This is a genomic window from Sphingobacterium zeae (assembly GCF_030818895.1).
Taxonomy (GTDB): Bacteria; Bacteroidota; Bacteroidia; order Sphingobacteriales; family Sphingobacteriaceae; genus Sphingobacterium; species Sphingobacterium zeae.
Window position 1 is genome coordinate 5,430,516 of record NZ_JAUTBA010000001.1, and the last position, 18,198, is coordinate 5,448,713.

The following is an 18,198-nucleotide window of genomic DNA, read 5'->3' on the forward strand; positions in this document are numbered from 1 at the left end:
GCTTTCTATAACTTGAAGATGGCATTCCATCGGGCTCATTCAACTATAAACAAAGATACCCCAACATCAATTGCATTCACATAAGCCATAAGATCAAGTCGAACCTTCTCAAAAACTAAAAAATTCCCTATTCTACTTTATTGAACTTTATAAAGATAAAAAAACGGCCTTGTAGCGAGCGCTAACAAGACCGAATAATCAACCTAAACCTAAAATCTTTATGCTATTTTACGCGCTCGATATAGTTACCGGTTTGCGTATCAACTCTTACTTTCTCACCTTGATTAATGAACAACGGCACCATAATCTCGACACCTGTTTCTACGGTTGCCTTTTTTAATGCGTTTGTAGAAGTATCTCCCTTTACTGCCGGTTCAGTATATGTAATTTCCAGTTCAACACTTTTCGGTGCTTCCGCCATGATAGGCTCATCACTTTCAAAAGCTATAATGACAGTCATCCCCTCTTTCAAGAAACGGGCTGAATCGCCAAACAAAAACTTAGGAATATTAAATTGCTCATAGGTACTATTATCCATTACAACGAAGAATTCACCATCTTCATATAAATATTGATAATCGTTTGTTTCTACGCGTGCAATTTCTACAGATTCGTCAACTCTGAAACGATACTCAACTAACTTACCCGTTTTAACATTACGCATTCTAGCTTGATAAAACGCGCGCAAATTGCCTGGTGTACGGTGTATATATTCTTCCACGGAAACTAATTCTCCGTTAAATCTTAAAATATTTCCTGATTTTACCTCTGATGCCTTAGCCATTCTTTGAATTGAACTTTAAACGGTTATCTCATTATTGAGTCGTCAAAAATACAAAAACTAATTGTGTTATAAAAATTTCCTTCACTACTTTTTATGGAAAATACTGTTTTCAATAGGAAGAAAAATCAGCGTTAGCATTCGGAAGGTAAATACACTAAAAATGTAATTTATTAGGGTTTAAGGACACAGCGATCGAGGTGAAAGAAAGATGAAGGAAACAGTAATAGTTAGGTTTTAAAGTCCAGAATTGAAATATGTTCATCACAAAACGCATATTCTTTTTTCTGGTTTGAACAGACGACAATTATTCTTGATTTTAGTTTTGTTCGTTCGATTAAAGTTAGGTACCACTCTTCGCCGGAACTATCCAAATTACTTGTAGGTTCGTCCAACATGACCAACGAAGATGCGGAACAACATGCTAGTACCAACTTTACCCGCTGTCGCATACCGGATGAAAAAAAACGTATCTCTCTGTCAAGCGCATGTTCCAGTCCCAATAAGCTGATAACAGTTTCTTTATCAAAAGAAGGAAGATAGCTTTTAAATTTAAAATGGAAATCAATCAGCTCCATTAAAGTAAATTCCTCTATCAATTCAACGTATGGAGCTGCAAGAGAAAGTTGCTGATATACTTGATCCACACCTAAGACTTCGTCTCCATAGTTATAGACCAATTCGCCTTCAGAAGGTGTCAAACTACTTGAAAGCACTTTCAGAAAAGTAGATTTTCCCGAACCATTATGGCCAAGGATGGCATAACTCTTTCCGGACTCAAAGGTATAGTTTATATGCCTAAAAATCCATTCATTGTTATACCTCCTACCAATATCCTTTAATGTAATTTTCAAATTCACAAGAATCGATAACGCGATTACATCGCTCTATTATTGAATCCTTTCATGATACCTCGGCCCGAATTCCGAATAAAATCCAAAATTTCATCCCGAATTTCTGTTGCCTGATATTCAGCCTCTATAATTTCTATAGCCTTAGCTAAATTTCTATTTTGGACAAAAAGAATTCGATAAAGGTTTTGAATTTCGGCGATCTGATCTTCCGAAAATCCTCTTCTTCTTAATCCAACTGAATTAATCCCTGCATAAGAAATAGGTTCGCGCGCCGCTTTAACAAAAGGCGGTATATCCTTACGTACCAATGAACCACCGGTAACAAATGCATGCGAACCAATTTTGACAAATTGATGAACAGCTACCATTCCAGCCAGTACGACATAATCACCCACGGTAATATGTCCTGCAAGCGTACTATTATTTGAGAAAACACAATTATCGCCTACTTCACAATCATGCGCAACATGACTATATGCTTGAATTAAACAATTTTTTCCAATGACTGTCTTATATCTATCTTTGGTGCCTCTATTGATTGTTACACACTCGCGTATGGTTGTATTATCACCAATTTCCACTGTTGTAATCTCACCATCAAATTTTAAATCTTGAGGCTCTCCAGAAATTACTGCACCGGGATATATTTTACAATTTTTTCCTATTCGTGCTCCATCCATAATCGTCACATTTGAGCCTATCCAAGTGCCTTCACCAATGATGACGTCTTTATAAATGGTTACAAATGGTTCGATGACCACATTTTTAGCAATTTTTGCTTCAGGATGAATATAAGCTAATGGCTGTATCATCTATACTACTTTAGTTGTTATTTACTCTTACGATCTGAGCCATAAGCTCGGCTTCACATACGATCTTCTCTCCTACCATGGCCACACCTTTCATTTTTGCGATACCTCTTCGAATCGGCTCCATCAAATCGCATCTAAAAATAACAGAATCTCCGGGGGTTACCTGCGCTTTAAAACGGGCATTTTCAATTTTCAGAAATAAAGTCAGCCAATTTTCCGGATCAGGAACTGTTTTAAGAACCAAAATTCCTCCTGTCTGCGCCATAGCCTCTACTTGCAATACGCCTGGAAATAATGGCGCTCCGGGAAAATGTCCCATAAATAAATCTTCGTTCATGGTAACATTCTTCAAGCCCACCACATGTGTTTCGGTCAATTCAAGAATCTTATCCACCATAAGCATAGGTTGACGATGCGGCAAAATCTTCATAATTTCTACCGTATCGTATAATGCTGGCATATTAGGATCGTAAACTTTAATTTTTTTACGTGTTTTATCTTTCTTAATCTGCTCCTTTATCTTTTTCGCAAAGGCAACATTGGCGGCATGCCCCGGCCGAGCAGCCATAATATGGCCTTTCAGGGGTCGCCCAACGAGTGCCAAATCTCCAACCATATCCAACAATTTATGTCGAGCAGGCTCATTTTGGTAGCGTAATTGATTATTGTTTAATATTCCTTCTTTAGCAACTGCTACGGTTTCTTTATGAAAAAGATGAGCTAATTTCTGTAATTCTTCAGGTGAAGTCTCCTTATCCACAATAACAATGGCATTACTTAGGTCACCGCCTTTAATAAGCCCATGATCCACCAACATTTCTAACTCATGCAAAAAGCAAAAGGTCCGTGAAGATGAAATTTCGGATTTAAAATCGTCAATTGACGTAATCGCAGCATGTTGGCTTCCCAACACCGGCGAGTTAAAATCGATCATGCAGGTCATCCTATAGCCATCCATCGGCATCCCCAATATCTCGACTTTACGATCAGGCTCTGCATAATGGATATTATTGGAAATCTCATAATAATCTCTGTCAGCATCCTGCTCCTCAAACCCTGCCTCTTCAAGCAGCTTTACAAAAATAGCTGAACTTCCATCTAAGATAGGTATCTCGGGACCATCTATATCAATCAGGACGTTATCAATTTGTAAACCAATTAACGACGCCATCAAATGTTCAATTGTACTAACACTTGCACCATTCTGAGTAATTGTCGTCCCCCTCGAAGTATCTGTCACGTTATCTGCATCAACCAAAATTTCTGGCTGCCCCTCCAAGTCTACACGTCTGAACTTAAACCAGTGATTTTCCGGAGCGGGTTTAATGGTCATCGATACAATTTTCCCTGTATGAAGACCTACCCCCGAAATCTCAACCTCGTTTTTGATGGTTCGCTGTTTTACATTCATTTCTAATAACATATTTTTAAATCAAAACTTCTTTTGACAAAACATTTATTGATAATGCTATATCGGTCAATGATATAGTTATACGATAAACTACTGTTTCATCACAATTAAAGAACAGCTTATTTTCAATGAAAAATAATTATTTTAATTTTTTTTCTACTAATTTTTCTAACTCCTGGATCCGCTTCTCCAATTCAGGAAGGCGAGCAAAGATTACATTAGATCGCAATTGTGGCTGATAAGCCATCAAAGGCGTACCGCCCCACTTCTTGCCCTCTTCTTTGATCGATCTATTCACTCCGGATTGGGCCTGAATTTGGGACCCCTTAGCAATAACGATATGCCCAACGACACCAACCTGACCGCCCAATACTACATGCTCTCCGATTTTTGAACTACCGGAAATACCAGTCTGCGCCGCAACGACAGTATTCCTTCCAATATCAACATTATGGGCAATCTGAATCAAATTATCCAACTTCACGCCATCACGCACAATGGTAGCTCCCATGGTTGCTCTATCAATTACGGTATTGGCACCAATCTCAACATTATCCTCTATCTGAACATAGCCAATCTGAGGAACTTTTTTATATGTTCCGTCTTCTTGTGGTGCAAATCCAAATCCATCGGATCCGATGACAACACCTGAATGTAACACCACATTTTTACCGATCTTACAATCATGATAAATCTTCACTCCTGGATAGAGCGTTGTATTATCTCCAATCGTAACTTTATCTCCAATATAAACCTGAGGGTAAATTTTCACATGATCACCGATCGATGCTCCTCTGCCTATATATACAAATGCACCGATGTAGCCCCCCTGGCCGATTTCAGCCTCGTCGTGTATAAAATGAGGTTCCTCTCGCCCACTTTTGTCAAGGCGAAACTCATTATACATATTTAGGACAGTAGAAAAAGCGGCATAGGCATTCTTAACCCGTATAATTGTTAATGTAGGTTTAGTCGAATGTGTCAATTGCAAATCTTCATTAACAATAACAATCGAGGCATCGGTAGTATATATAAAATGCTCGTATTTGGGATTCGACAAAAAAGAAAGATCACCTTTTTTACCCTCCTCAATTTTGGCAAGGTTACCTACCGCAACCTCTGGATTTCCTTCAATCCGTCCTTCTAATAATGTCGCTATTTGTTGCGCAGTAAATTGCATGGTACAAATCTATGTTTTTTTATTAAAAAATAACTACTTGACAGAAGGAATTGCAACATATCCTACCTCTTTTGGATAACACAAAGCATATTTAGCGACATTTTTCGACAGTGCTTCTAAATTCCCCAGATCAGAAGCCTCCGTTATATCGACAAGTTCGCCCGATTTTAACAAAATTTTTATTTGATCCTGGGATGAATTATACGCGCGATTCTGAATTTCCTGAGTAAATACATAATAGTGAATATCCTCCATCGCCACGTCGATTTCCGCCTGTACTTTTGCTTTCACCAAATCAATATATTCGCGCGAAAAAGGTTTGTTGCTCAATACAGAGCGATATAAATCACGCTTCATCACCCGTTGACACATTGTACGTAGAATATGGTCCTCATGACACTCCCATGTTTTTATGGCAGACATAATATCTGTATCATCCAAACGAGTAAACCAGTCTAAATGCAACGGGTTGTCCAAAAAATTACTTTTATTGATTTGTTGGCTTAAAAACCAATGAAAAGCTGGAGTAGAAAAGAGTTGATGGCCAGCAGCCGTCAAATATTTTGCCCGCTGCAGAATTTTAATCAGCAACTGCTCGGCACCAATAACGGTTTTGTGCAGATATACTTGCCAATACATCAGTCGCCGTGCTATTAGAAATTTCTCCACTGAATATAGCCCTTTATAATCCACAACAATCTCATCCGCTACCACGTTGAGCATTTTTATGATACGGTCAAATGAAATTACTCCCTCAGATACTCCCGTAAAAAAGCTATCCCTATTGAGGTAATCCATTCGATCCACATCTAACTGGCTCGACACCAATTGGTGAAGAAATTTGCGCTCGTATTTGTTATTAAAAATGGTAATTGCAAGGCTCAACCTTCCGTCTAAATCCTGATTGATTCGATCCATTAACAACGAAGACAACAACTCATGCGAAACGCCTTCAATTAAACTATGTTCTAATGAGTGGGAAAAGGGGCCATGCCCAATATCATGGAGTAAAATAGCTGAAAGAGCTGCTTCCTCTTCCGTGTCCGAAATGAATACACCCTTACTTCTTAAGGTTTCCAAAGCCATCGCCATCAAATGCATCGATCCAATGGCGTGCTGAAAACGAGTATGTAATGCACCTGGATAGACGAGATGTGTCATACTCACCTGCTTGATATAGCGGAGTCGCTGAAAATAAGGATGCTGTACCAAATCAAAGACCAATCCTGTGGGGATCGAAACAAACCCGTATACCGGATCATTTATAATTTTATTTTTGTTCAAGGTGGCGACAAATTAAGGCGATCATCAACACTATAAATTATGAAACCTGGCTCCCAAATCCTGAACGCTGGGTTAACATCAGTATAAACTTAAAACAAAGATAGTTAGTTCATCGTTAAGAAATGTTAAAAATAAAATCTAAAGCACGATATTTGCTTAAGTTAGCATGAGATCAAAAATCCGTTAAATAGGTAAGAGTTGTTCTTTTACACTATTCTATTCATAGAAACACGGTCCTCCTCTAGTAATTAAACACATATATAGCAGATGCAAAAAACACATATTCTCTGGGCTGACGATGAAATTGACTTTCTAAAACCACATATCTTATTTTTAGAAAGCAAAGGATATAAAGTTGACACCGTCAATAATGGAAATGATGCTGTTGAAGCCTTTAAAAATGGTTTTTTCCATCTCGTTTTTTTAGACGAGAACATGCCCGGTCTGACCGGACTTGAAACACTCGGTATACTGAAGTCAATCAATCCTTCTGTACCTATTGTGCTGGTCACTAAAAATGAAGAAGAACATGTCATGGAGGATGCGATAGGCTCTAAAATTGATGATTATCTGATCAAGCCGGTCAATCCCAAACAGATCTTGATGACCATCAAGAAATTGACTGAAAACAAGCGCCTCGTCAATGAAAAAACATCCATGGCCTACCAGCAAGACTTCCGTAATTTAGGGATGACTCTCAACGAAAACCTAGATTACAACCAATGGTCGGAAGTATATAAAAAGCTTGTGTACTGGGAGTTATCTTTAGAGAAACTTGAAGATAATAATATGCATGAAATTCTGACCATGCAAAAATCTGAAGCAAACATGCAGTTCTCAAAATTCATAGAGAATAACTATATTCATTGGATTAATCGTCCCGAAAACGGCCCTATCCTCTCCCATCAGTTGTTTAAGAAGAAAGTGTTCCCAACGCTGGAAGATGATGTACCTACATTTTTCTTCTTAATAGACAACTTGCGGTTTGACCAATGGAAAATTATCAATGAAGTCATCACCGACTATTTTAGACTGGAGGAGGAAATAAACTATTTCAGTATTTTACCAACAGCAACACAATATGCTAGAAATGCCATCTTTAGTGGACTAACTCCGTTAGAAATGGAAAAGCGTTTTCCGAAATTGTGGCAAAACGACGAAGACGAAGGCGGTAAAAATCTATACGAGGATAAATTTTTGGAGGATCAGATTAAGCGCCTTTATCGAAAGCCCATAAAACACTCTTACACAAAAATTCTGACGTTGGAACAAGGAAAAGACGTTGTAGACAATCTCGGAAATTTAATGCACAATCAGCTTAATGCATTAGTGTATAATTTTGTGGATATGCTATCTCATGCACGTACAGATAGCTCTATGATTCGCGAATTAGCAAACGACGAGGCAGCATACCGTTCCCTCACCTTGTCTTGGTTTGAGCATTCTCCCTTATTGGAGGCGATCAAATGGCTCTCCCAAAAAAAGGTTCGCGTGATTATCACCACTGACCATGGGACAATCCGTGTAAAAAAGCCAAGTAAAATTGTGGGGGATCGAAATACAAATACAAATTTGAGATATAAACAGGGCAAAAATCTGAATTATATTGACAAAGACGTCTTCGCTATCAAAACCCCACATGAGGCACAATTGCCCAAACTTCACGTGAGCTCAACCTACGTGTTTGCCAAGGAGGACACCTATTTTGTCTACCCGAACAACTACAACCAATTTGTCAATTACTTTAATGGAACGTTTCAACATGGCGGAATCTCTTTGGAAGAAATGATTATCCCCTTTGCGACATACTTACCGAAATAGTAATTTTGCAGCATGGAAATTATTGTAAATTCGGTAGCAGATTTATCGCAAGCAGCTCAAACACTTTTAACCAGTTTTCCGGAGGAACGCATTTTTTTGCTATATGGTCCAATGGGGGCCGGGAAAACAACTTTTGTAAAACACCTCTGCAAACAATTAAATGTTCAGGACAGCACATCGAGCCCGACATTCTCCATCGTAAATGAATACGAATCTGCTAGTGGCCCCGTATATCATTTCGATTTTTACCGTATCAAAGACGAACAGGAGGCATTTGATTTTGGCTACGAGGAATACTTTTATTCAGGAGCATACTGTTTTGTGGAGTGGCCAGAGAAAATCCCCAATTTACTTCCTGAAGAAGCAAAGGAAATACACATCAGCATCATAGATGCCACAACACGTCAAATCTCTATTCATTAACTTACCTTTTTCGACCTCCCAATATGGCTCAATCATCCTCTTGTCAATATATTCCATCTGATATTCATGTGCCTGGATTATCAGCTATACACGCCGAAAATCTTAGCTTTTCCTTTCATGAGAACAGCATGCAATTTGCTGTTGAAAACAGTTCCTTCGACATTGAAGAAGGAAAAATAACCGCGATTATAGGTGAGTCCGGGAGTGGGAAAAGTACCTTGTTGAGACTTATATATGGATTATTGGAACCAACAGAAGGTGTGGTGCGTTATAAAGGTTGGCAGGTACCTACACGCAAAGATAAGTTAATTCCTGGTCACGATGCGATGAAATTAGTCTCGCAGGGTTTTGACGATTTAAATACATATGCCAACGTGTGGGACAATGTTGCATCGCAATTGCCAAATACAAATATCAAACGTAAACAAGATAAAACTGCGGAAATACTGCAACGTCTTCGGATAGACCACCTTGGGCGAAAAAGAGTAGCAGATATCAGTGGGGGAGAAAAGCAACGCGTTGCAATCTGCCGTGCGCTCATCAATGAGCCCGAAGTTTTACTTATGGATGAACCCTTTAATCAGGTTGATGCCTCTTTTCGCGACACGCTCCAACAAGACATAAAAGATATAGTTAAAGAAACCGGGTTAACTGTTATACTCGTTTCTCACGATCCGACTGAAGTACTTGCTTTAGCAGATAATCTTATCGTGATGAAAGAAGGTAAAATTTTAGATCAAAACAACCCACATCAACTCTATGACAATCCTTCGCACCCTTATACCGCCCAATTGTTGGCAAAAAGCAACATCTTGACTATCCAGCAAGCTCAAAATCTAGGGATAACAACCGAAAAACCTATAGCAATCCATCAAGAATGGATTTCAATAAGTCCTTCACAAGAGTCCACTTTCTTTGTAAAAGATGTGCGATTCCGAGGATTTTATTATGAAATTGTTGTCAGCAACAATGTGATCGACTTACATACCATTACAACCTCTCAAATCATTCCGCCAAAACAACAAACAGTTGATCTGACCATATCCCATTGGATTTCTTTTGACCATTAATTTGATGTCCTAATCCAGTGTAGCTAGCCAGGACAAAAATGCGTCAAACCACAATTTATCCGAAGTTTTATTAATTAATCCAAAACCATGTCCCCCCTGCTCAAAGACATAAAGTTTGTTGGGCACTTTAGCTTTATCCAAAGCAGCAATCATTCGATAACTGTTTTCTATCGGCACAGCCCTATCGTCTTTGGCATGTACAAAGAAAACCGGGCAAACTTCCGGAGAGACCTGTAATTCAGAAGAAAATGATCGGACCAGATCTTCTGAAGGATTTTCTCCGATGAGATTAATTCTTGATCCTTTGTGTGTGATATCATTCTCCATGGAGATGACCGGATAAATCAATCCAGCAAAATCAGGTCTTAGGGATACATGCGAAGAATTCGCTATATAGTCCTTTTTGAATTGGGTAATTAAAGTAGAGGCCAAATGCCCGCCAGCAGAAAAGCCAATAACGCCAACCTTGCGAAGTTCAGGGTGCAACGTTCTGATCAATTGGACCGCCCGCTGAGCATCTTGAAGAGGTCCTATTGATTTGTTACGCATGATATTTGGCGAAGGTAAACGGTATTGTAAAACAAAAGCCGAATAACCATTTTTTACGAGTTCTTTAGCAACAGCATGTCCTTCATGATCCATAGCGATATGCGAATACCCACCTCCCGGGATCACCAGTACAGCGATATTTTTAGCGCTACTTTTATCTGCCGGATAAGCAAATAACCTGGGAACATTTTTTTCTAAATTCACTTGCTCTTTATCCGTCGAATTCGGAATGGAATCTGCATAAAGATTGATTGTTTCCTGCGCCTTAACGAGTGAAATCAACGAACATAAAATCATAAAAATTCTTTTCATTAAAATAGTATTTTAAAAGAGAGTTCCAGACTACATCGACTCGAAAAGACGAAGCACATATGAACTGTATACCCCTGTTTTATAATGAAGAAACGACTAAAAGATCCAAATCTTTCGCAGTCATATTAAACCTTGATGCCATATCTGCATTTGTAAGGTTACCTTGATACAAATAAATAGAACTTCGGATTCCGGGATTCTTCCAAATTGCGTTTTTCAATCCTCCAAGCTCAGCAAAATCGAGCAAAATTGAAGTAAAAATATTACTCATGGCATAAGTTGCTGTTCGTGCCACACGAGAAGCGATATTGGGAACACAGTAATGAATAACATCAAATTTTCGGAAAATGGGTTGATCATGTGAGGTTACTTCTGACGTTTCAAAATTCCCACCCTGATCAATACTAACATCTATAACAACGGAGTTGGGTTTCATTTTAGATACCGTTTCTTCCGAAATCAAACAAGAAGACCTTCCATTGCGCGCTCGCAAAGCACCAATCACAACGTCTGAACTGATAACAGCCTTATTTAAAATAATGGGCTGTATAACAGATGTAAACACACGGCTGCCAAGATTGTTCTGTAAACGTCTAAGTTTATATATTGAATTATCAAAAACCTTTACTTGTGCGCCTAACGCTAAAGCTGTTCGGGCAGCTTGTTCACCAACAGTACCAGCGCCGATAATAACAACTTCTGTCGATGCTACCCCGGTTACACCGCCTAACATCAGCCCCTTTCCGCCAAACGCATTGCTCAGATATTCGCCAGCAATCAGGGTTGCCGTTGCTCCCACAATTTCGCTCATGGCCCTAACCACGGCTAGACACCCGCCCTCATCTCTTAAATACTCATAAGAAATTGCTGTGATCTTTTTATGCATTAATGCCTTCAAGACATCCAGGCTCATGAGTGAGGGTTGCTGAGAAGACAATAAAAGTTGGCGTTCCTTCATCAACTTTACTTCTGCCGCAGTAGGGCTACCAACCTTGATAATTAAATCTGCTTGGTATACTTCTTCGCGGGAAGATACGATCCGAGCCCCCTGTTCACTATAATGATGGTCTAAAAAGTTGGCTCCACTGCCTGCCCCCGTCTCAATGATAACGTCGTGCCCATTCTCTACCAGCAATGCAACCGCTAAAGGTGTCAAACATATCCGCTTTTCCTGTAGCGAGATCTCTTTTGGAATACCTATAAATAAACTTTTTGCATTCTTTTTCTTTTCAAAAAGCATCTCTTTTGGAGAAATCATAGCTTGACTAGCAAGCTTCCCTAACTCATTCATCTTGTCAAATTGATCGTTAGCTAAAATTACAATAAATAATCAATCTTATCAAACGAAGATAAATTTGGTTTGGCACACCTTTGGAATGAAACAAATTTATCTACATTTGTCTAAATTAATCAGATATAATACCATGCTCAGTAAAGTAAATATAGTGCCGCGGTGGATCATTTTTTTATTGGACATCTTTAGCGTATCCATCGCCTATCTGCTCGCAAATGTCATTTACTATGATTTTGACTTCGCTTTTTTGCTTGACATTGATTTTAGTATACGTTATATTTTATTTATAGGTGTATGCTCTTTTTCATTCTACCTTTTTAAAAATGTATACCGGAATAGTTCGTTACACAAGTGCGATCGATTCCATACGTATATTATCGACGATAACATTTAGTGTTTTCATTCTCCTTGTTATAAAAATAATAATCCAAGCAAATGAGTTCGAGCGTAATATCCCAACTGCCCTCATTATTTTCTTTGCACTCTTTTCATTTCTAATCTTAACAGTCTATAGAACGATTATTAAGATTTTTTTCCTATACACAAAAAAAGCTAGTGGCTCCAGAAAAAAAACGCTGATCTATGGAGCAGGCGACTTGGGCATTGCTGTAAAAAGAACATTAGACCATGATGTAAGATCCAAAAATGTCATTGTCGGATTTTTAGATGATAACGAACAAAAAATAAATAAGGTAATTGATGGAACGAAGATATATTCTTCGCAGAAGTTCAGCCACCTGATCAAAACGTTAAATGTTGAGGAGGTCATTATTGCTTCCCATAATATTCCTTCGGACCGCAAAAATGAAATCACTGACGTCGCGCTGGAAAAAAATGTTAATATTTTAACGCTGCCCCCAGTTAAGAAAATTATGAATGGCGACCTTAATCCCAATCAGATCCAAAAAATAAAAATTGAAGATTTATTGGAAAGGGCGCCTATAAAGATCAACGATGATCACATCCTTAGTCAAACGAAAGGCAAAAGGATATTAGTCACTGGTGCTGCTGGCTCTATAGGAAGTGAGATCGCGACCCAACTGGGAAGATACGAACCACAGATGATTATACTATGTGATCAGGCGGAGTCCCCTTTACATAATCTTCAACTTGATCTTCAAGATGAATTTCCAAATCAAGTATATCATACCTACATAGCCGATGTCCGAAGTACAAAAAGAATGCAATTACTTTTTGAAACGTTCAAACCACACTATGTCTATCACGCAGCAGCCTATAAACATGTGCCGATGATGGAAAACCATCCATTGGAAGCGGTACAAACGAATGTGATGGGAACAAAAAATCTTGCTGATTTAGCTGTTGAATTTCAAGTTGAAAAATTTGTTTTTGTCTCTACGGACAAAGCGGTCAACCCTACTAACATTATGGGAGCAACGAAACGTATTGCTGAAATTTACGTACAGTCGTTGAACAATCATTTGGAAGCATCATTGCAAGAAAGTATCCATACTAAATTTATTACGACGCGTTTTGGAAACGTGCTGGGTTCAAATGGCTCCGTAATTCCACGATTCAGAGATCAAATTCAAAAAGGTGGCCCTGTAACGGTTACGCATCCAGAAATTACACGATATTTTATGACCATTCCCGAAGCTTGCCGATTGGTTCTTGAGGCTGGAACAATGGGACAAGGTGGCGAAATCTTTGTATTCGATATGGGAAAATCTGTAAAAATAGTCGAATTAGCTAAGAAAATGATTCGTCTCTCAGGATTCAAACCAAATGAAGATATTGAAATAAAGTTTACGGGTTTGCGCCCCGGCGAAAAGCTGTATGAAGAATTATTAAATGACTTAGAAAATACCCTACCCACTCACCATGAAAAAATTATGATTGCCAAGGTGAGAGAAAATAATTACGACATCGTGCTCATGAAGATCGAAGAACTGCAGCAACGATTAGCAACGCAAAACAAAAACGAAGTGGTGTATCAAATGAAAATCATTGTACCCGAATTCAAAAGCAAAAATTCGATCTACGAGCAACTGGATCGAGAAATCGAATTATCAAATAAGTCAGAAAACTAAACTTAATTCACTTTAAAATTGCAAAATACTTGTATTTTTACTCGAAAAGTGTATTTTTGCAATCCATATTTTACTGATTAGTAATGTCTAAAAACACAAATAATACAAATCAAGGTTTCAAACCTTCAAAAGGATCTTTTTTCCAAGATAACCAAAAAAGCGTAGTGTTCATTTTAGGTGGTATCGTTGTATTGATCTTACTTTATTTTGGATATCAAAAGCTGTATCTAGATCCGAGAGCAGAAGAAGCTTCGAACCGTATGTATAAAGCTGAACAGCTTGCCACAATTGATTCTTTGCAAAATAAAGCAATCATGGGGGATGGTGCATTTCTTGGATTTAAACAAATTGCGGATGAATATTCGAATACAAAATCGGCGAATATAGCGAATGCTTATTTAGGCGGATTGTATTTGCGCCAAGGTAAATTCGAAGAAGCTGTAAAAGCTCTTGAAAAATATTCTCCTACTGGAAGCCAAATTCTAGACCCTTTGGTAATTGGTTTAACCGGTGATGCATATTCAGAGTTAAAAGACTACAAAAAAGCTGCTGATTACTATAAACAAGCTTCCGAAAAATCGAGTAATTCATATACTACACCGATGTTTTTAAAAAAATTAGGTCTTGTTTATGAAGCACAAAATGATTACAAAGGTGCAGAGACTGCCTATAAAAAGATTAAGACAGATTTTCCTGAAAGCCAAGAGGCCAGCACTATTGATGGTTTGTTAGGCCGCGTACAGGCACATTTGTAGGAGATTACAATATCACAAAAAAGGAGGCTATTTGATAGCCTCTTTTTTTGTGACCATCTAAAACACTATCTTTGCTCCTATTATGGCAAGTAGCATTAAAAATTTATCAGACTTCTCGCATATCCAAGTCGCGGATGCAAGTCCATTCAAATTTGCAATCGTTGTTGCACAATGGAATGCAGAAATTACAGGTGCACTATTGAATGGTGCAATAAAGGGTCTGGAAGAACATGGCGCTGAAGAAAAAAACATTCAAATTATTGAGGTCCCTGGAAGTTTTGAATTAATTTCAGGGGCGGATCTGGCACTGAGAAATCAGGGTTTTGATGCAGTTATTTGTTTAGGTTGTGTTATCCAGGGCGAAACAAGACATTTTGATTTCATCTGCGATGCCGTTGCAAATGGCGTTGCCAATGTGGGACTCAAATATAATAAGCCAGCAATTTTTGGTGTATTAACAACAGACAATCTTCAACAGGCCCTGGATCGTGCAGGAGGGAAGCATGGGAATAAAGGGGAAGAAGCTGCTATTACAGCAATACAAATGGCTCATATTGCCAATAAATTCTAATTTGGTATCAATTTTGCCTACTAACATGTCAATGATGAAAGTATTTATCGAACATAGCTTAAAGTAAGATACCTCCATTTGTGGTAAATCGATTAATAAAATATGTTATTATCTTATTAATCGATTTTTATTTTTCATCAGAAAAAATTGTCGTTGATGGGCTCACATGGATAAAGTAAGCGGAACAATCGGCAGTCTTACAGAAAATAATGCAATGGTGAAGTGGAGTATTTTTAATTTTTGCATAGTCCACACTTGATGATTGTTTCTTAAAAAAATAGGGTTATGAAAATATTATCGAACGTACTCAGTATCGTTATCCTGACCTTGTTCTGTCAGTTGAATTTAATAGCGCAAGAGGATAGTCTACATAAACAGATTTGGCAAAGTATTGGCGGTCAAGAAAAGTGGGATTCGTTACAGTATTTAGCATTCTCTGCAAAAGGGAATAACATTTCAGACCAATTAGCTAACGAGGAACGAAAATTCTTGTTCAATCGGACAACGGGAGCGTGTCGATTTGATGGGTATACAGGAACAGACCAAGTGACTTACCTATTTAATTTTAAAAACCCTGGGGGTGATAAGCTCTTTATTGGCGGAAATTTATCCACAGACGAGGCAGAGCTTAAGAAATCAATCAAAAGCCAACTCTTTTTGGATTTTAATTTGCTCCTTTTACCCACCCTCATTGGACAGAAGAATGTGCAGCTCAAAAACCAGAAAGAAAGCTTTAGCGCAGGACAAAAATTAACGATATCCAATATCCTTTCTTCAACCCCCATTTTTGGGACCAGGATTGCCGGATTGCTTTACATCGATCAAAATACAGGGGAAATCGCGCGTTATGAATACACAGATAAGGGAGAAAAAATTACGTATGAAGTGAGCAATTATAAGGAGATCGGCGACGGTATACGTTTACCAAGCCTATTCAATTGCACAACGAACGAACAGAGAAGTTGTATATTCTCCTCTATTTCATCTTTTGTACAAGTAGAACAAAAAAAATTCACAGAATTATGATCAATTGGATTGCATTAAACACAGAAGAACAGCTACAAGAACTATATCAATCGGATAACGTTGCAGCTATTTTTAAACATAGTACAACATGCGGTATTAGTAATATGGCTAAACGTAGTCTTGAACGAATGTCGGCGATATCAGACCACGACTATACGATTTATCTCTTAGACCTATTGCGCTACCGTTCTCTTTCGAATGAGATTGCTCAACGCTGGAATGTAGAACATCAATCTCCTCAAATATTGATTATTAAAGGAAAAGACAGTATATACGATGCTTCACATGGCGATATCCAATTCGATGAGATAGAAAAATACTTAGTGGCAATCTAATAGTATAGTCCATGTCGGATCCTTTTTGGATTCCATCAAAATAAACAGCTATTTTTCTGGTTCTGGATTTTTTATTTCATCGTCCTTTTCCCACCATTCTGAAGATTGTAGATCATCGATCTCTCGACGGTCCTTTTTAGTCGGCCTACCGCTGCCACGATCTCTTTTGAGGACAGGAGCGTGAAACATAGATTTATACCCAACCGTCTCTTCAACAGGAGTTTGATCCTCGTAAAATTGCACGGCAGTCTTTGCATCCACACGACGCTCCAACAGGCCAGTCACGAGGACGACTTTCCGCTCAATACCTTTTTGAATGTGATACACATCACCTATTTTCACCTCGTAAGATGGTTTTATATTCTGCCCTTTTAATTTGACCCTTCCAGCCTTACACGCCTCTGTCGCCAAGGTTCTCGTCTTAAATAAGCGAATTGACCACAAATATTTATCAATTCTCAATTTTTCTGATATTCCAGCCATAGTACAAAAATAGCTATTTTTAGGACCATTACAACCAAAAGAAATTATAGAAAATCTAAATATACTGCGTTCAGTTATCAACATTCTCCTATTCCATCGCTCACCACCGAACACCAACTCCTTACAGCAAGAGGGTTGTTAAAGCAATAGCTTCATGGTGGATACACCTTTAAAAGGTGAACTCAACGTGAAATCGCTGCGCACACAGGGTAGTTAGGGGGAAGAGTGACTGTAAAATAGTACGCTGTTGGTATCCGTTAAGTATAACGCAAGGAACAATGGATAAAGTTGCTTTTAAGTCCAACTTTATCTAAGTTTGTACATCAAAATAAACTAATTCAAATAAGCAAAAAAATAATATGGTAGAGCCACTTAAAAAACTGATTGAGGAAGCTTGGGAAGATAGGCAATTATTAGAATATAAAGAATATACGGAAGCAATTCGTACGGTCATCATGAAATTAGATAGTGGTGAAATTCGCGTTGCTGAACTGATTGGCACGAGATGGCACGTGAACGATTGGATCAAGAAAGCTGTTATTTTGTACTTTCCAATTAATGACATGCGTGAAATGACTGCTGGGCCTTTTGTATTTCATGATAAAATGAAACTCAAAACAGACTATAAGCATACGGGTGTACGTGTTGTACCAGGCGCATCCGCTCGTTTAGGTGCTTATTTGGCTAAAGGAGTTATTATGATGCCTTCCTATGTTAATATTGGTGCTTATGTAGACGAAGGCACGATGGTGGATACATGGGCAACTGTTGGCTCTTGCGCACAGATCGGCAAACATGTACATTTAAGTGGTGGCGTTGGCATTGGCGGTGTATTGGAGCCTGTACAAGCTGCTCCGGTTATTATCGAAGATAATGTTTTCATCGGATCAAGGGCGATTGTTGTCGAAGGTATTCGCGTTGAAAAAGAAGCCGTATTAGGCGCCAATGTTGTACTGACAGCCTCAACAAAAATTATTGATGTGACTGGACCTGAGCCGATAGAGTATAAAGGTTATGTGCCTGCCCGCTCTGTTGTCATTCCAGGATCGTATACCAAAAAATTTGCAGCTGGAGAATATCAGGTTCCTTGTGCCTTGATTATTGGACAACGTAAAGAGTCTACGGACAAAAAGACTTCATTAAACGATGCTTTACGTGAACACAATGTTGCGGTTTAAGTTTAAAA

The 18,198-nt window shown here is 38.4% G+C and carries 18 protein-coding genes; 9 read left to right on the top strand and 9 right to left on the bottom strand.

The genetic code is table 11. The features are described 5' to 3' along the window. Positions 1-223 precede the first annotated feature (223 nt). The 6 genes from efp to QE382_RS22935 form a co-directional block, all read right to left on the bottom strand. Positions 224-784, bottom strand: coding sequence for an elongation factor P (efp, locus tag QE382_RS22910; RefSeq protein ID WP_209577505.1), 561 nt, complete (start codon positions 782-784; stop codon positions 224-226). Positions 785-1,011: 227 nt separating this feature from the next. Continuing rightward, positions 1,012-1,641, bottom strand: a complete 630-nt coding sequence (locus QE382_RS22915) for an ABC transporter ATP-binding protein (RefSeq protein ID WP_307187904.1) — start codon at positions 1,639-1,641, stop codon at positions 1,012-1,014. Between the two features lie 17 nt (positions 1,642-1,658). After that, positions 1,659-2,447 carry an acyl-ACP--UDP-N-acetylglucosamine O-acyltransferase gene (gene lpxA / locus QE382_RS22920; RefSeq protein WP_209577503.1) on the bottom strand — a complete coding sequence of 263 codons (789 nt, stop codon included), beginning with the start codon at positions 2,445-2,447 and terminating at the stop codon, positions 1,659-1,661. A 10-nt stretch (positions 2,448-2,457) separates the two neighbouring features. Next, positions 2,458-3,858, bottom strand: coding sequence for a bifunctional UDP-3-O-[3-hydroxymyristoyl] N-acetylglucosamine deacetylase/3-hydroxyacyl-ACP dehydratase (locus tag QE382_RS22925; RefSeq protein ID WP_209577816.1), 1,401 nt, complete (start codon positions 3,856-3,858; stop codon positions 2,458-2,460). 139 nt (positions 3,859-3,997) lie between these two features. Further along, positions 3,998-5,038: a UDP-3-O-(3-hydroxymyristoyl)glucosamine N-acyltransferase gene (gene lpxD / locus QE382_RS22930; protein ID WP_307187905.1), complete on the bottom strand. Its 1,041-nt coding sequence runs from the start codon at positions 5,036-5,038 to the stop codon at positions 3,998-4,000. 33 nt (positions 5,039-5,071) lie between these two features. Next, entirely contained in the window at positions 5,072-6,322 is a 1,251-nt protein-coding gene (locus QE382_RS22935) for an HD domain-containing protein (RefSeq protein ID WP_307187906.1), read from the bottom strand. A gap of 267 nt (positions 6,323-6,589) precedes the next feature. Here QE382_RS22935 and porX point away from each other — a divergent pair, with 267 nt between their 5' ends. The 3 genes from porX to QE382_RS22950 are packed head-to-tail and all read left to right on the top strand — an operon-like array spanning position 6,590 to position 9,636. Then, on the top strand, positions 6,590-8,143 hold the full coding sequence (gene porX, locus QE382_RS22940; RefSeq protein WP_307187907.1) for a T9SS response regulator signal transducer PorX: 1,554 nt from the start codon (positions 6,590-6,592) through the stop codon (positions 8,141-8,143). Between the two features lie 12 nt (positions 8,144-8,155). Continuing rightward, entirely contained in the window at positions 8,156-8,566 is a 411-nt protein-coding gene (gene tsaE / locus QE382_RS22945; protein ID WP_307187908.1) for a tRNA (adenosine(37)-N6)-threonylcarbamoyltransferase complex ATPase subunit type 1 TsaE, read from the top strand. Between the two features lie 23 nt (positions 8,567-8,589). Further along, positions 8,590-9,636, top strand: coding sequence for an ABC transporter ATP-binding protein (locus tag QE382_RS22950; protein ID WP_307187909.1), 1,047 nt, complete (start codon positions 8,590-8,592; stop codon positions 9,634-9,636). Positions 9,637-9,645: 9 nt separating this feature from the next. Here the strand turns inward: QE382_RS22950 and QE382_RS22955 are convergent, their stop codons facing one another. Both QE382_RS22955 and QE382_RS22960 read right to left on the bottom strand, forming a co-directional pair. Beyond that, entirely contained in the window at positions 9,646-10,497 is an 852-nt protein-coding gene (locus QE382_RS22955; RefSeq protein WP_307187910.1) for an alpha/beta hydrolase, read from the bottom strand. 79 nt (positions 10,498-10,576) lie between these two features. Continuing rightward, positions 10,577-11,788 (bottom strand): alanine dehydrogenase, encoded by a 1,212-nt coding sequence (locus QE382_RS22960; protein WP_209577490.1) that lies wholly within the window; start codon positions 11,786-11,788, stop codon positions 10,577-10,579. Positions 11,789-12,114: 326 nt separating this feature from the next. Here QE382_RS22960 and QE382_RS22965 point away from each other — a divergent pair, with 326 nt between their 5' ends. The 5 genes from QE382_RS22965 (at position 12,115) to ytxJ (ending at position 16,529) form a co-directional block, all read left to right on the top strand. Continuing rightward, on the top strand, positions 12,115-13,842 hold the full coding sequence (locus QE382_RS22965; RefSeq protein WP_307187911.1) for a polysaccharide biosynthesis protein: 1,728 nt from the start codon (positions 12,115-12,117) through the stop codon (positions 13,840-13,842). 83 nt (positions 13,843-13,925) lie between these two features. Then, positions 13,926-14,597 (top strand): tetratricopeptide repeat protein, encoded by a 672-nt coding sequence (locus QE382_RS22970; protein ID WP_307187912.1) that lies wholly within the window; start codon positions 13,926-13,928, stop codon positions 14,595-14,597. 82 nt (positions 14,598-14,679) lie between these two features. Next, positions 14,680-15,168: a 6,7-dimethyl-8-ribityllumazine synthase gene (gene ribH / locus QE382_RS22975; protein WP_209577484.1), complete on the top strand. Its 489-nt coding sequence runs from the start codon at positions 14,680-14,682 to the stop codon at positions 15,166-15,168. A 285-nt stretch (positions 15,169-15,453) separates the two neighbouring features. Further along, entirely contained in the window at positions 15,454-16,194 is a 741-nt protein-coding gene (locus QE382_RS22980) for a hypothetical protein (RefSeq protein ID WP_307187913.1), read from the top strand. Continuing rightward, a complete protein-coding gene (gene ytxJ / locus QE382_RS22985; protein WP_307187914.1) occupies positions 16,191-16,529 on the top strand; it encodes a bacillithiol system redox-active protein YtxJ in 339 nt (112 codons plus the stop codon). Before QE382_RS22980 ends, ytxJ begins: the two co-directional genes overlap by 4 nt. 48 nt (positions 16,530-16,577) lie before the next feature. Here the strand turns inward: ytxJ and QE382_RS22990 are convergent, their stop codons facing one another. After that, on the bottom strand, positions 16,578-17,012 hold the full coding sequence (locus QE382_RS22990) for an RNA-binding S4 domain-containing protein (RefSeq protein WP_307187915.1): 435 nt from the start codon (positions 17,010-17,012) through the stop codon (positions 16,578-16,580). A 359-nt stretch (positions 17,013-17,371) separates the two neighbouring features. Here QE382_RS22990 and QE382_RS22995 point away from each other — a divergent pair, with 359 nt between their 5' ends. Then, positions 17,372-18,190, top strand: coding sequence for a 2,3,4,5-tetrahydropyridine-2,6-dicarboxylate N-succinyltransferase (locus tag QE382_RS22995; RefSeq protein ID WP_209577476.1), 819 nt, complete (start codon positions 17,372-17,374; stop codon positions 18,188-18,190). Positions 18,191-18,198: the final 8 nt, after the last annotated feature.

What these genes read in the sequence shown, in the direction of transcription:
- QE382_RS22925 (WP_209577816.1), bottom strand. Translation starts at nt 3,858, where the DNA reads ATGAATGTAAAACAGCGAACCATCAAAAACGAGGTTGAGATTTCGGGG.
- ytxJ (WP_307187914.1), top strand. Translation starts at nt 16,191, where the DNA reads ATGATCAATTGGATTGCATTAAACACAGAAGAACAGCTACAAGAACTA.
- porX (WP_307187907.1), top strand. Translation starts at nt 6,590, where the DNA reads ATGCAAAAAACACATATTCTCTGGGCTGACGATGAAATTGACTTTCTA.
- QE382_RS22960 (WP_209577490.1), bottom strand. Translation starts at nt 11,788, where the DNA reads ATGAATGAGTTAGGGAAGCTTGCTAGTCAAGCTATGATTTCTCCAAAA.
- QE382_RS22965 (WP_307187911.1), top strand. Translation starts at nt 12,115, where the DNA reads ATGTATACCGGAATAGTTCGTTACACAAGTGCGATCGATTCCATACGT.
- lpxD (WP_307187905.1), bottom strand. Translation starts at nt 5,038, where the DNA reads ATGCAATTTACTGCGCAACAAATAGCGACATTATTAGAAGGACGGATT.
- ribH (WP_209577484.1), top strand. Translation starts at nt 14,680, where the DNA reads ATGGCAAGTAGCATTAAAAATTTATCAGACTTCTCGCATATCCAAGTC.
- QE382_RS22955 (WP_307187910.1), bottom strand. Translation starts at nt 10,497, where the DNA reads ATGAAAAGAATTTTTATGATTTTATGTTCGTTGATTTCACTCGTTAAG.
- lpxA (WP_209577503.1), bottom strand. Translation starts at nt 2,447, where the DNA reads ATGATACAGCCATTAGCTTATATTCATCCTGAAGCAAAAATTGCTAAA.
- efp (WP_209577505.1), bottom strand. Translation starts at nt 784, where the DNA reads ATGGCTAAGGCATCAGAGGTAAAATCAGGAAATATTTTAAGATTTAAC.
- tsaE (WP_307187908.1), top strand. Translation starts at nt 8,156, where the DNA reads ATGGAAATTATTGTAAATTCGGTAGCAGATTTATCGCAAGCAGCTCAA.
- QE382_RS22970 (WP_307187912.1), top strand. Translation starts at nt 13,926, where the DNA reads ATGTCTAAAAACACAAATAATACAAATCAAGGTTTCAAACCTTCAAAA.
- QE382_RS22995 (WP_209577476.1), top strand. Translation starts at nt 17,372, where the DNA reads ATGGTAGAGCCACTTAAAAAACTGATTGAGGAAGCTTGGGAAGATAGG.
- QE382_RS22990 (WP_307187915.1), bottom strand. Translation starts at nt 17,012, where the DNA reads ATGGCTGGAATATCAGAAAAATTGAGAATTGATAAATATTTGTGGTCA.
- QE382_RS22980 (WP_307187913.1), top strand. Translation starts at nt 15,454, where the DNA reads ATGAAAATATTATCGAACGTACTCAGTATCGTTATCCTGACCTTGTTC.
- QE382_RS22950 (WP_307187909.1), top strand. Translation starts at nt 8,590, where the DNA reads ATGGCTCAATCATCCTCTTGTCAATATATTCCATCTGATATTCATGTG.